This window comes from Kitasatospora sp. NPDC101108 (assembly GCF_055584725.1).
This window is the reverse complement of the sequence record NZ_JBVJLM010000041.1, coordinates 18,053-30,524: the sequence shown is the minus strand read 5'-3', so window position 1 is coordinate 30,524 and position 12,472 is coordinate 18,053. Positions and strand designations below refer to the sequence as shown.

Below are 12,472 nucleotides of genomic sequence, written 5' to 3'. Positions count from 1 at the left end.
TCCCTGCCCCCCCGTTGTTGTTTCTTATGTTTTAATTTAATAATGCCCCCGGAGCGCCCACCCCCGGAACCGCCCCCGGCGTCACCCACCCTCCCGAAAGCCCCACCCCCCAACAGCACCCCCCACAGCCCCCAACCGTCCCCCCACCCAAGGCGGCTATCGTGCACGAGTGCACAAGGCATTCCCCGGAACCCCGGGCGCCGCACGTGAGGGGAGTTCCCAGGTGATCGGACGGGCGCTGAACGGGCGTTACGAACTCGTCGAGATGCTCGGCGTCGGCGGCATGGCCACCGTCTGGCGCGGCATCGACCGCGTGTTGGGCCGTCAGGTGGCCGTCAAGGTGCTCAACGGCGGCCTCGCCGACGACCCCCGCTTCGCCGAGCGCTTCAGCCGCGAGGCGCAGCACGCCGCCATGCTGGTGCACCCGAGGATCGTCATGGTCTTCGACTCGGGCGTGGACCAGGGCACCCCGTTCATCGTCATGGAACTGGTCCAGGGCCGTTCGCTGGCCGCCCTCCTGGTCCAGCAGCCGAACCTGCCGGTGGAGCGCGCGGTCGGCATCGCGGCGGCGGTGTGCGAGGCGCTGGCGGTCGCGCACGGGGCCGGGCTGGTGCACCGGGACATCAAGCCCGGGAACATCATGATCACCGACGACGGCGGCGTGAAGGTGGTGGACTTCGGCATCGCCCGGGCCGGTTCCTCCAGCAATCTGACCCAGACCGCGAGCGTGCTCGGTACGGCCGCCTACCTCTCGCCCGAGCAGGCCACCGCCTCCGCCCTGGACGGCCGCACCGACCTCTACGCCGTCGGCTGCGTGCTGACCGAGATGCTCACCGGCGAGACCCCGTTCACGGCCGAGTCCCCGGTGGCGATCGCCTTCAAGCACGTCAGCGAGCAGCCCCTGCCGCCGTCCGCCCGGCGCCCCGGCCTGCCGCCGGCCCTGGATGCCGTGGTGCTGCGCCTGCTGGCCAAGGACCCGGCCCACCGCCCGGCCGACGCCACCGCGGCGCGGGCCGAGCTGCTCTCCACGGTCCCGGGACTGGCCGTCGGCGATCCGACCGCCGAACTGCTCGCCACCACGTCGGCGGCCACCCAGCTGCTGCCGCCGGTGGCCCCGGTCAACCCGGACCAGCAGCACACCACCCTGCTCCCGCCGCAGGCGCCGCAGCACCCGGTTTCGGCCGCGACCTCCGTGATGGCGCCGGTCCAGGCCGTGCCGCCCGCCGCGCGGCCCTCCGCCGTCGCCCTCTCCACTCCGGCCCGGAACCGCCGCAACAAGCCCCTCGTCCTCGGCGCCCTGGGCATAGCCGGTCTCGCCGGGATCATCGCCCTGGTCGTGACCGCCTTCGACGAGCCGGCCGGCAACGCCGCCGCCACCAAGGCGTCCCAGGCCGCCCCCGCCGCGGCCCCCACCACCGCGGCCGCGGCCCCGACGACGGGCGCTCCCGCCCCGGGCGTCACCTCGGCCGCCCCCGGTTCCCCGACGGCGCCTCCCGCCCCCACCCAGGCCGTCCCGCGCAACCAGCCCGCCGAGGTCCAGCTGCAGTCGTTCCGGCAGGCCGTGGCCCAGGCGCAGATCACCAAGGAGCGCGACCGTCAGACGGAGCTGCTGCGGATCCTCGACGACACCGCCGCCCGGCTCAACGAGGGCAACCCGGACGACGCCGCCCAGCAGCTGCGGGGCGCCCAGAAGACCATCAAGGACCTGGGGAAGAAGCACGCCATCGACGTCCCCACCTATGCCAACTGGAACGCCCGTCTGTCCGCGCTGTACGCCACCCTCCACACCGCCGCCAACGTCCAGGACGACTGAGACCGCTTCACCCCTGGAGCCGCGGTCGGCGCGACGCTGACGCCGTACCAGAATGGCGCCATGCTGACGATCGGTTCCCTCGTCCTCGGTGTCTCCGACCTGCCGCGCGCGGTGGCCTTCTGGACGGCCGCCCTCGACTACGTCCCGCGCGGCGGCCTGGTCGGGGCGGACTGGGTGGTCCTGGTGCCCGCCGACGGCGGTCGCGGCGTGCAACTGGCCCTCGGGCTCAGCGAGTCGCCCGTCCAGGAGCGTCCGCGGGTGCACCTCGACCTCTACGCCGCGGACGCCGCTGACCAGGCGACACAGGTCGAGCGGCTGCTCGCCCTCGGCGCCGAGCGGGTCGAGTGGGACAGCTATCCGGAGGACCCGGACTTCGTGGTGCTCGCCGACCCCGAGGGCAACCGTTTCTGCGTGATCGACACCAGCCACCCCTGAGCCCTGAGCGCCGCTGCCGCCCCTGAGCCCTGAGCCGCTGCCGCCCCTGAGCCGCTGCCCCCCGAGACACCTGCGTCCACCCCTCCATCCACAGCCTGTGGACAGTCGCGAGGACATCGGAACGCCCGGAGGGCTCCTCACGACCGCCGCTGCGCCCGGCTCTCGATGTTCGCCCGGATCGTCCGCGACATCGTCCCGGCCGCCGCGGCGAGGAACACGAAGTTGTAGCCGAGCTGCAGGATCACCAGCAGCCGCGGCGCCTGCCCGGTCGGGGAGATGTCCCCGTAGCCGACGGTGGCCAGCGTGACGACGGTGAAGTAGAGCGCGTCGAGCCGGGTGTGCAGTCCGTTGAAGTCGCCGGGCCTGGCGGCGATGACGTAGTAGCCGGCCGCGAAGACCGTCATCGCGAGGAAGATCAGGAAGGCCAGCCAGGCGACCGGTCGGCGCGCCCGCCCGGCCAGCACCGCCATGGTCTTGGTCACCAGCAGCCCGCTCAGTCCGGCCAGCGCCGCCACGAACACCAGCCAGCTGAGCACCGGGCGGTGGTAGCCGAGGGCGCGCAGCGGCAGCGTGAAGTACGCGAGCATCAGCGCGGTGCAGGCGCCCAGCAGCGAGGCGGAGGCCACCGGGTCGAGGCGCGAGGGGTTCCGGGACATGTCCCGCCCAGTCTGACCCGACGGACCGTCGGCCGCCCGTCGGCGACCCCCGTACGAGGGGCCGGAACGGCGTCGAGCCCCCGGCGGAAGATCCACCAGGGGCTCGACGGAGGTCCGGACGACTCAGGCGCTCGTCTCGGTGTGCTTGGTCTCGGTGGCCTTGGTCACGTTGGTCGGCGTGACGGCCGGACGGTCGGCGCCCTGCTGGGGGGCGGCCGTGCTCTGCGCGGTGCCGGCGTCCGCCGGGGTGTCCTCCTCGCGCATCGCCTTGGTCTCCGCCTTCAGGATGCGCATCGACTTGCCCAGGCCGCGCGCCATCTCCGGCAGCTTCTTCGATCCGAACAGCAGGACTACGACCGCCAGCACCACCAAGATGTGCCAGGGCTCAAGACCGTTCCGCAGCATCCCTGGCCACCGGTCCCTTCTTGTCTAGAGTCACGGGTGGGCGCGAGCGCCCATGCTCGCCAGTATGCCTGGACCTGACGGCGAACGGATACACCGGCCGGGAAACGCTGGCCGAAAAGCAGGTGCCGTTCGAGCGGATCGTGAGCGGCCCGGCCCCAACGGGACGCCCGGGCGCACTCCGCGCCACGGCCGTCCCGATCAGTAGACGAACGGCACCAGGCGCTTGGACTCCTTCCGGTACTCCGCGTACGCCGGGCCGAAGGACGCCAGCAGCAGCCGCTCCTCGGCGGCGATCCGCCAGCCGTACGCGCCGAGCAGCAGCGCGGCGACCACCAGGGCCGCGGCCCAGCCGCCGGAGCCGAGCGCGTAGCCGGTCCAGACCAGCAGGCTTCCGGCGTAGCCGGGGTGGCGGATCAGCCGGTACGGGCCGGAGCGGACCACCTCCTGGGTGTCCACGGTGCGCAGGGTGCGGGTGTAGTAGCGGCCCAGGGTCCGCATGCCCCAGGCGCGCAGGGCCAGCCCGGCGACCACCACGGCGACCCCGAACCAGCGGGCCCAGGTCGGCGGTTCGCCGATCGAGGCACGGTCGAACAGCACCACGGCCAGCACGGACGCGACGTAGCAGGAGAGCAGCAGCCGGGTCGAGCCGCGGTCGCGGTCGTCCGCGTGCCAGGTGCCGGCCGCGCTGTCCTCGCGGCGGCGCAGCAGCAGCTCGTAGGCGATCCAGCAGAGGATCCCGAGCAGGGAGAGGAGGGACGGCAGGGACATCGACGGCTCCTGACGGTCGTGGTCGCCCCTCCACGGTCCTCCGCCCGGGCCGCCGCGACACGCACCCCGGGGTGGACGCACCGCCGTCCACCCCCGGGTGGACGGCGGAGCCGCCCCGATGACGCGAGGGGCTGGAAGGCTCCGTCCCGCTTGAGGAGACGGCCGTCCTGCTCCGCGGCCACCGCGGCTGACCACGATGGGGTACGTCACGAGGTTCAGCCCCCGCGCGCAGCGGGAGATGCCCAAGGCGTCCTACGCGGTGACCGCCGTCAGCAGCACCACCGAGTCGACGTGGGCCAGCAGCCCGTGCCGCTCCTGCGGGACGGGCTCCAGCTCGCCGACGGACAGCTCCAGCCGGCGCCCGGCGATGGTCAGCGAGACCCGGCCGCGCAGCACCTGGACGCTCCCGGCGGTGGGCGGGTTGTGCTCGTCCAGCGCGGTGCCGGCGGTCAGCGCGATCACGGTCTGCCGCAGCATCCCGTCGTGCAGCACCAGGTGGGCGCTGCGCCCGTGCGGACTCTCGGCCGCGCGGGCGGCGTGTTCCACGGCGAGCCGTTCGAGATCGGGCATCGCGCCGCCTCCTCCTTCAAGCCGGGTGCTCAAGCCGGGTGCCCAGGCCGTGTGCCCAGGCTGGCGGACGCACCGGCGACGCGCACCCGGAGAGCCCCGGAGCGGTCCACCCGAGGTGCGGTCCCCGCCGACTGCCCGCATCGTGGAGGCATGGCGACCAACCAGAAGATCTTCAACGGCTTCCAGGTCAACCGCTCGCTGCTGGTCGGCGGCGTGGCACTGACCGGCATCGGCTCGGTGCTCGGCGCGACCGGGGCGGCGCTGGTGTGCGCGGCGCTGTTCACGGCGGGCAGCCGCTGGGTGCGCGGCCTGGAGACCGCGCCGGTCGCGCTCGCCCATCGGGCCCTGCGCGAGGCGAAGGTGGCGTCCGCGGCCGGCTGGGAGGCCTGGCGGGCCGAGCACGGCTCGCCCAACTGAGCCGACCGGTCGCGGCCCCCCGCGGCGGCTACGTGCTCACAGCCCCAGCGACTTGGCGATGATGCTGCGCATGACCTCGCTGGTGCCGCCGTAGATCCGGAACACCCGGTTGTCGGTGTAGAGCCGGGCGATCGGGTACTCCAGGATGTAGCCGTAACCGCCGTGCAGCTGCAGGCACTTGTCGATGACGGTGGATGCCGACTCGGTGCAGAACAGCTTCGCGGCGGCCGCGTCCGCGACGGTCAGCTCACCGTCCTGGTAGAGCTCCAGCGCGCGGTCCACCATCGACTGCTGCGCCAGCACCTGGGCCTGGCAGTCGGCCAGGGTGAACTTGGTGTTCTGGAACTCGGCCACGGCCTTGCCGAACACCTTGCGGTCCTTGACGTACTGCACCGCGAACCGCACCGCCGCCGCGGCCGCCGCGTACGCGCCGACGGCGATCGCCAGCCGCTCCTGCACCAGGTTGTGGGTCAGGTAGGAGAAGGCCCGGCCCTCCTCGCCGAGCAGGTTCTCCACCGGCACCCTGACGTCGCTGAACGCCAGCTCCGCGGTGTCCGAGGTGCGCAGGCCGATCTTCTGCAGCTTGCGGCCGACCGAGTAGCCCGGCGAGGTGGTGTCCACGCACAGGATGGACAGCCCGGCCCGGCGGTTCTCCGGGTCGTACGGCGCTGTGCGGCAGACCACCAGGACCAGGTCGGCCAGCACGCCGCCGGTGATGAAGGTTTTGGCGCCGTTCAGGACGTAGTGGGTGCCGTCCTCGGAGAGCCGGGCGGTGGTGGAGATGCCCGCGAGGTCGGAGCCGGCGCCCGGCTCGGTCATCGCGATCGCGGTCATGATGTCGCCGGAGACGAAGCCGGGCAGCCAGCGCCGCTTCTGCTCCTCGTTGGCGTACTCCAGCAGGTACGGCAGCACCAGCCCGGTGTGCACCCCGGAGGAGCCGAAGCTCACGCCCGCCCGGGCGGTCTCCTCGGCGATCACCGCCTGGTACTTGAAACCGCTCTCGCCCGCGCCGCCGTACTCCTCCGGCACCTCGATGCCGTAGACGCCGAGTTCGCCGAGCTGGCGGTAGAAGTCGCGGGGCGGGTGGCCGTCGGCCTCCCAGCTCTCGTAGACCGGGACGACCTCGTTGGCGATGAAGTCCCGGATGGTCTCCCGGAAGGCCTCGTGGTCCTCGTTGAACACGGTGCGGCGCACGGCGGCGCTCCCTTCGACGGTGCCGGCCGGCGGGCCGGCGGAGGCGGAACGTGCCAGGTGGTGGCCCGACAAGTTAATCCCCGGTAGCCTCGACTGTCCAGCATTGCGACCCCCGGGAACCGGCGTGGAGGAGCTGCTCCGCGCGGCGGCCAAGTGAATCCTTGCTAGCCTGCGGGCGGGACCGGGGACGAACACGAGGGAGGCCCGCCATGGTGGTCCGACGGCCGCCCGGCCGACGCGCCCAGATCCTCGCCGTGGCCGCCGACCGCTTCCACCGCAGCGGCTACCACCAGGTCTCGATGACCGAGGTCGCCGCCGGGGTGGGCATCACCGCACCCGCCCTCTACCGGCACTTCCGCGGCAAGCCCGAACTGCTCGACCGCGCCGTCCGGCTGGGCCTGGACGCACTCGCCGACGGCCTGCGCGCGGCCCGCACCACCGCCGAACTCGGCGCCGCGCTGGCCGCGGTGGCGGTCGGCCACCGCCCGCTCGGGACGCTGGTGCAGCGCGACGCCCGGCTGCTGCCGCCCGCCCGCCGGGCCGAGCTGCGCCGCGAACTCCGTACGGACGTCGCCCTGATGGCCGCGGTGCTGCGCGCCGAACGTCCGGAACTCGCAGCTGCGGACGCCGAGTTGCTCTGCTGGTCGGCGCTCTCCTGCTGCGCCGGACTGTCCTACCAGTCGGCCGCGCCGCAACCGCGCCGGGCCGAGGCGCTGTTGCGCGAACTGGTCGCGGCCGTCCTCGCGGTGTCCCTGGACGGCACGGCCGCCGGGCCGGAGCCCGTACCGGTGCCGCAGCCGAGGCCGCAGGCGCGCCGGGAGGAACTGCTCGCGGCGGCCGTCCGGCTGTTCCACCAGCGCGGCTTCGACAACGTCAGCACCGACCAACTCGGCGCCGCCGTCGGCATCTCCGGCCCCAGCGTGTACCGGCACTTCGACAGCAAGGCCCACCTGCTCGCCGCCTCCCTGGTGCGCAGCCGGGAGCGGCTCTGGCACCAGGTGGACGGCGCGATCGCGAGCGCCGCCGGGCCGCGGGCGGCGCTGGCGGCCGGGCTCGACGCCTACGTCGACTTCGCGCTGCGCAACGGCGACTACCTGGGCGCGATGCTCAGCGAGACCGAGCGGCTGGCCCCGCCGGACCGCCGGGCCGCGGTGGACTTCCGGCGGGACTTCCTGCGCACCTGGGTCGACCTGCTGCGGCAGGTGCGCCCGGAGGAGGACGCGGTGGCCGCCCGGATCCGGGTGCACGCGCTGTTCTCGCTGGTCAACGACGGGGTGCGGAACCGTCCGCACAGTGCCAGGCCGGACCTCGGCGACTGCCTGCGGCGGCTGGGCCGGGCGGTGCTGGCGCAGCCGGAGTAGCGCGCGGGCCGTGCCGGCCCCCGTCGACGCGGAGGCGGGCACCCGGCCCGGAACGGGGTGCGGCCCAGTGGAGGTGGACCCGGGCGTCGACGTTCCCGTTGCCCTGAAGGGCGCCGATGTTGCCGCCGTTGCCCGTCACGGCGAGGCCGTTGTTCTGGTTGCTCGCCCCCGAACCGGTGGCGGTCTGCCGGGTGTTGCATTTCCCTCGATCGTGGGGGATCGGTCAATTCGGAGTTGACCAGAATCCGTCATTCCGGGAGGGCGGACCGGTGCATAGAAAGAAATGGTCGGCAGATTGTCGCACTGGCACACTGAGGACCCATGTCTGAAGGTGCCACGACCGAGCCCACCCCCGCCGAGGACCTGCGCACCACCGAGGTCGATCTCGGCGGCCTGGTGAACGTCCTCGCCACCCATCTCTACTCGACCCCGCTGGTCGCCCTGCGCGAACTCGTCCAGAACGCCCACGACTCGCACACCCGCCGGCTCCTGGAGGACCCGGACGGCGAGCACCGGCCGCTGATCCGGGTGCGCGCCGACGCCACGCGGCGGACCGTCGCCATCGAGGACACCGGCGCCGGCCTCACCGAACCGGAGATCCACTCCTACCTCGCCACCGTCGGCACCGGCTACACCCGGATGCTGCGCGAACTGACCGGGAACCAGGAGCTGATCGGCGCCTTCGGCCTGGGTTTCCTCTCCGCCTTCTCGGTCGCCGACGAGGTGACCGTCACCACCACCTCGCACCGCGAGCCGGGGCTCGGCCACCGCTACCGCAGCCGCGGCGGCGAGCACTACCAGGTCGAGCCGGTGCCCGCCCGTCCGCAGCCCGGCACCGTGGTCGAGCTGGCGCTCAAGGCCGAGCACGCCCACCTCGCCGACGAGCAGGCGCTGCGCGAAGTCCTCGGCCGGTACTGCGTGCTGCTGCCCGTCCCGGTCTTCGTCGGCGAGGACGAGCAGCCGGTCAACGCCGTCGAGGTGCCCTGGCGCCAGGAAGTGGCGGGGGACCCGTACGCCGCCCGGATGCGCTTCGCCACCGCCTTCGGCCGCCGTTTCGAACCGCTCGCCGCCTTCCCCGTGCTGCCCGTCCAGGGGGACGGGGCCGTCGAGGACGCCACCGACGCCGTCGGCCTGCTCTGGGTCCAGGACGGCGGCACCTACGGCAGCAGCGACAACCGCGACCTCGCCGTCTACCTGCGCGGCATGCTGCTCGCCGAGGACGCCCGCGACCTGCTGCCCAGCTGGGCCGGGTTCATCGGCGGGGTGATCGAGTCCAACCGGCTCACCCCCACCGCCAGCCGCGAGGACCTCCAGCGCGACGAGCACTACCGCGCGCTCCAGCGGGCCCTCACCGACGCCGTCGTGGACGGCCTCTACGAGACGGCCCGGCTGCGGCCCGCCGCCTGGCGCCGGATCCTCACCCGGCACGGCCAGGAGCTGCTCGGCGCCGCGCTCTGCGACGAGCGGCTGTTCACCCTGCTCGCCGACGACGTACCGGTGCCCACCTCGCAGGGCGACCTCACCGCGGGCGGGCTGCGGGCGGCCGGCGGGGGAGCCGTGCACGTCGCGCTGGGCAGTGGGGGCGGCTTCGAGGAGATGCTGTACCGGGCGATGCGGGTGCCGATCGCCCGTGGCGACCGCTACGCCGTCCTGCCGTTCCTGCGCCGCTACGCCCAGCTGCGCGGCTGCCGGCTGGTCGAGCTGGGCAGCGAGCAGGGCAACCGCGAACTGTTCCGCGACCCGGAGCGCCCGCTGCCACCCGAGGAGTCGGCCTGGCTGTCCGGCGCCCTCGCCGACCCGGGCGAGCAGCTCGTCCCCGCCCGCTTCGACCCGCCCGGCCTGCCGCTGGTCCTGGTGCCGGACCGCGAGGCCGAACTGAAGGCCCGGATCGAGGACGACCAGGCCGACGCCCGGATCCCGTCCGCCGCCCTGCGGCTGGCCCGGGCGTTCACCGCCCGCACCGACGGCGAGGTCAGGGCCCGGCTCTACCTCAACCTGGCCTGCCCTGCCGTCCAGGACCTGCTCGCCGCCTACCGCGCGGGGCACACCGGCAGCGCCACCGCGGCCGGGCTGCTCCGCTCGCTCAAGGTGATCATGGCGGCGGCCTCGACCGGTCCCGCCGAGGGCGACCTCGGCGCCGCACTGGCCGGCGTCGGCACCGCCGTGTCCGCCCTGACCGCCGCCGTCCCGGCCGGCCTGCCGGAGGTCCCGGACAGCCCCGGCGACCTCCGGGAACAGGCGTGACGGTCCGCCCGGCGGGCGGACTGTCAGTGGCTCGCGGTAGACAACCCATCAGCACGACGCAGGGGGAACGGACATGACCACCGACATCTGGGCCTGGGTGCGCGACACCCACCAGCAGCTGCACGCGGCCGGCCACCGCCGGCTGGCCGACGCCATCTACGAGCTGCCCGAGCACGCCACCGAGGGGCGCAACGAGCAGCTCGACGCGGTCTACCCGGAGGCCGTCGCCTCCGCCCGTGCCCTCGGCCTGCCCTGGGTCGAGGTCTACCTGCGGCACTGGCGGATGCAGAACCTGCTGAACAAGCGCCAGCAGGGCGAGTCCGTCCTGCCCGAGGTGGTCGACCTGCTGGACTTCGCCCACCGGGAGGAGACGGCCAGCTGCCCGCAGTCCGTCTGCGTGGTGCAGGACTTCGCGATCTGCCACGCCCGGGTCGACGGCCCCGGGTACGTGCGGGAGCGCCTCGACGTGGTCGGCGAGACGCTGGACCGGATCGAGCCCGGCCGAGCCTGCTTCGACTGCCTCTCCCGCGAGTACTCCGACGCCCTGGAGGACGACGGCCGGCCCGCCGACGCCCTCGCCCACCTGGACACCGCCGCCGCCCGGATGCGGACGGCGGGCCAGCAGGTCTCGCTCCGCTTCCACCGGGCCCGGGCCGGCACCCTGCACCTGCTGGGCCGGCACGAGGAGGTGCTCGCCCTGCTGGACACCGCCGACCAGGCGGCCAGGGCCCGGGGCGAGGAACTCGACGAGAGCGACCGGCGCTCGGGCGCCCTGCAGCGGGCCCGCGCGCTCGCCTCGCTCGGGCGCACCGAGGAGGCGCTCGCCCTGCTGCCCGAGCGGGCCGAGGCCGAGCGGCACGCCGATCTGCGCCAGAGCTGGACGGAGACGGTCGAGCTGCTGGTCGCGGCCGGCGCCTGGGAGAACGACGCCGAGCTGGGCGCCGTACTGGCCGGCTGGGTCGGCTACCTGGACGGCACCGGCTCGCACCGCCCGTGCGTGGACCTGCTGCTGGCGGCCGGTCGGCTGGCGCTCGCCCGCGGAGCCCGTACGGTGGCGCTCACGCTCGCGGCCACCGGGGAGCGTAAGCTCACCCAATTGCGTCGCACCGCAGGCGTGGCCGAGCAGGTCGCAGCCCTGCGCGCGGCCGCCGAGGCACTGCCGGTGCCCGAGCTGCCCGTCCCGCCGGGCGAACTGACGGCGCACCTGGCCGAAGCCGGTGTGCCCTTCGAGACCGGCGCCGACCTGCTCTCCGTCGCCCTGGACCGGTACCGGGGTGAGCAGGCCGGCGCCACCGAACTGGCCGTGCTGCTGGCCAACGTGCTCGGCGGCCTCGGCCACGCCCGGGCCGCCGCCGACCTGCTCTGGCAGCGGCTGGACGCCGACCCGGGCAGCAAGGAGCTGACCGGCACGCTCGGCCAGGCCCTGATCGAGGCCCGGGACGCCGAGGGCGTGCGCCGCCTCGCCGACCGGCTGGCCGCGACCAGCCCGGCCGACGGGCGCTGGATACGCGCCCGCTGGGCCGCCGCCGAGGAGCGCTGGGCCGAGGTGCTGGAGCACTGCGAGGCGATCCTGGCGCTGGAGGCGAACCGGATCAACCCCCGACGGCTGGCCGCGGCCGCCGCCACCGAGCTGGGCGACCACGCCACCGCGCAGCGCCTCTACCAGGAGCTGCTGGAGCACGCCCTGCCCGCCGAGGAGGCGCGGGAGGACGAGCTCCACCGCACGGTCCAGGAGTCCGACCTCTGGCACCTGATCACCGCGGCGAGCGCCAACCGGGACTGGGCCGTGGTCCGCTCCACCGGCGCGCGGATCGGTATCGAGTTCGACGAGCCCGAGGGCCCGGTGGACGAGGAGTGGCAGCTGATCAGCGTCCGCGCCACCCGCGCCAACGGCACCAGGGCCGACCTGCCCGCCGTGCGGACCGGCCCGGCCACCGCCCGGATCCTGCCGGTGCTCGGCGCGGACGTGGCGCTCAACCACGGCGACGTGGTGGTCTTCGCCCCGGCCCTGCTGGAGCGCCCGCCGGCCGAGGACGCCACCGAGGAGGAGCGGGAGAGCTGGCGGCCCACCTTCGCGCTGCTGACCCTGCTCGACCCGGCCGGCTACACCACCTACTGGATCGACGGCGTCCGGCCCGGGGACGAGGCCTGGGCGGGGTTCCGGGACGGGCTGCGGGCGGCCGGCTACGCGGTCTGGGTGTACAGCGGGGAGCAGTACCGGCTCCCGGACCCGGACCGGGAGGACGCCGACCTGCCCGGCGTCTACGCCGCCCTCGGCCTCCCGCCGACCGCCTCGGCCGAGCGCGCCGACGCGCTGCTGCACGAACTCACGGCCGGCTGGGAGCACCCGGTGACCTGGCTCGACCTGGCCGAGGCGGCGGGGGCGGACCTGCGGCGGCACACGGAGATCATCGAGCGCTACGAGATCTGAGCCGGAGGGCGTTCTCCTCGGACAGATCCCCTTCGTCCGGGACAACGTCGACGCCATCCTGGTCGGCATCGTGCTGGTCTCGGTGACCCCGGTGGCGGTCGAACTGCTGCGGGCCCGCCGATCCGGAGCGGAGGCCGCCGCCCGCCACCGCGCCGGGTAGGCGCCCGGGCCCGTCGGT

At 74.2% G+C, this 12,472-nt stretch carries 11 protein-coding genes; 6 read left to right on the top strand and 5 right to left on the bottom strand.

The window, feature by feature from the left end:
• Positions 1 to 169 precede the first annotated feature (169 nt).
• The gene (locus tag ACZ6Z8_RS38360; protein ID WP_465614597.1) at positions 170 to 1,813 is read left to right on the top strand and encodes a protein kinase domain-containing protein; all 1,644 of its coding nucleotides are present in this window, start codon (positions 170 to 172) and stop codon (positions 1,811 to 1,813) included.
• 60 nt (positions 1,814 to 1,873) lie between these two features.
• The gene (locus ACZ6Z8_RS38355; RefSeq protein WP_465614596.1) at positions 1,874 to 2,248 is read left to right on the top strand and encodes a VOC family protein; all 375 of its coding nucleotides are present in this window, start codon (positions 1,874 to 1,876) and stop codon (positions 2,246 to 2,248) included.
• Positions 2,249 to 2,385: 137 nt separating this feature from the next.
• Here the strand turns inward: ACZ6Z8_RS38355 and ACZ6Z8_RS38350 are convergent, their stop codons facing one another.
• From ACZ6Z8_RS38350 to ACZ6Z8_RS38335, 4 genes are all read right to left on the bottom strand, one after another.
• Positions 2,386 to 2,904 (bottom strand): potassium channel family protein, encoded by a 519-nt coding sequence (locus ACZ6Z8_RS38350; protein WP_465614595.1) that lies wholly within the window; start codon positions 2,902 to 2,904, stop codon positions 2,386 to 2,388.
• Positions 2,905 to 3,027: 123 nt separating this feature from the next.
• Complete coding sequence (tatA, locus tag ACZ6Z8_RS38345; protein ID WP_465614594.1) at positions 3,028 to 3,309, bottom strand: Sec-independent protein translocase subunit TatA; 282 nt, start codon at positions 3,307 to 3,309, stop codon at positions 3,028 to 3,030.
• A 198-nt stretch (positions 3,310 to 3,507) separates the two neighbouring features.
• Positions 3,508 to 4,077 (bottom strand): methyltransferase family protein, encoded by a 570-nt coding sequence (locus ACZ6Z8_RS38340; RefSeq protein WP_465614593.1) that lies wholly within the window; start codon positions 4,075 to 4,077, stop codon positions 3,508 to 3,510.
• 252 nt (positions 4,078 to 4,329) lie between these two features.
• Positions 4,330 to 4,647, bottom strand: coding sequence for a cupin domain-containing protein (locus ACZ6Z8_RS38335; RefSeq protein WP_465614592.1), 318 nt, complete (start codon positions 4,645 to 4,647; stop codon positions 4,330 to 4,332).
• 150 nt (positions 4,648 to 4,797) lie between these two features.
• Between ACZ6Z8_RS38335 and ACZ6Z8_RS38330 the strand changes: the two genes are divergently transcribed.
• Positions 4,798 to 5,064 (top strand): hypothetical protein, encoded by a 267-nt coding sequence (locus ACZ6Z8_RS38330; RefSeq protein ID WP_465614591.1) that lies wholly within the window; start codon positions 4,798 to 4,800, stop codon positions 5,062 to 5,064.
• Positions 5,065 to 5,100: 36 nt separating this feature from the next.
• On the opposite strand, the gene ACZ6Z8_RS38325 is transcribed toward ACZ6Z8_RS38330, so the two are convergent.
• Complete coding sequence (locus ACZ6Z8_RS38325) at positions 5,101 to 6,258, bottom strand: acyl-CoA dehydrogenase family protein (RefSeq protein WP_465614590.1); 1,158 nt, start codon at positions 6,256 to 6,258, stop codon at positions 5,101 to 5,103.
• A gap of 209 nt (positions 6,259 to 6,467) precedes the next feature.
• Between ACZ6Z8_RS38325 and ACZ6Z8_RS38320 the strand changes: the two genes are divergently transcribed.
• The 3 genes from ACZ6Z8_RS38320 to ACZ6Z8_RS38310 all read left to right on the top strand — a co-directional run bounded on the left by ACZ6Z8_RS38320 (position 6,468) and on the right by ACZ6Z8_RS38310 (position 12,294).
• The gene (locus tag ACZ6Z8_RS38320) at positions 6,468 to 7,619 is read left to right on the top strand and encodes a TetR/AcrR family transcriptional regulator (protein ID WP_465614589.1); all 1,152 of its coding nucleotides are present in this window, start codon (positions 6,468 to 6,470) and stop codon (positions 7,617 to 7,619) included.
• Positions 7,620 to 7,940: 321 nt separating this feature from the next.
• Positions 7,941 to 9,863: an ATP-binding protein gene (locus ACZ6Z8_RS38315; protein ID WP_465614588.1), complete on the top strand. Its 1,923-nt coding sequence runs from the start codon at positions 7,941 to 7,943 to the stop codon at positions 9,861 to 9,863.
• Positions 9,864 to 9,936: 73 nt separating this feature from the next.
• Positions 9,937 to 12,294: a hypothetical protein gene (locus ACZ6Z8_RS38310; protein WP_465614587.1), complete on the top strand. Its 2,358-nt coding sequence runs from the start codon at positions 9,937 to 9,939 to the stop codon at positions 12,292 to 12,294.
• Positions 12,295 to 12,472 lie beyond the last annotated feature (178 nt).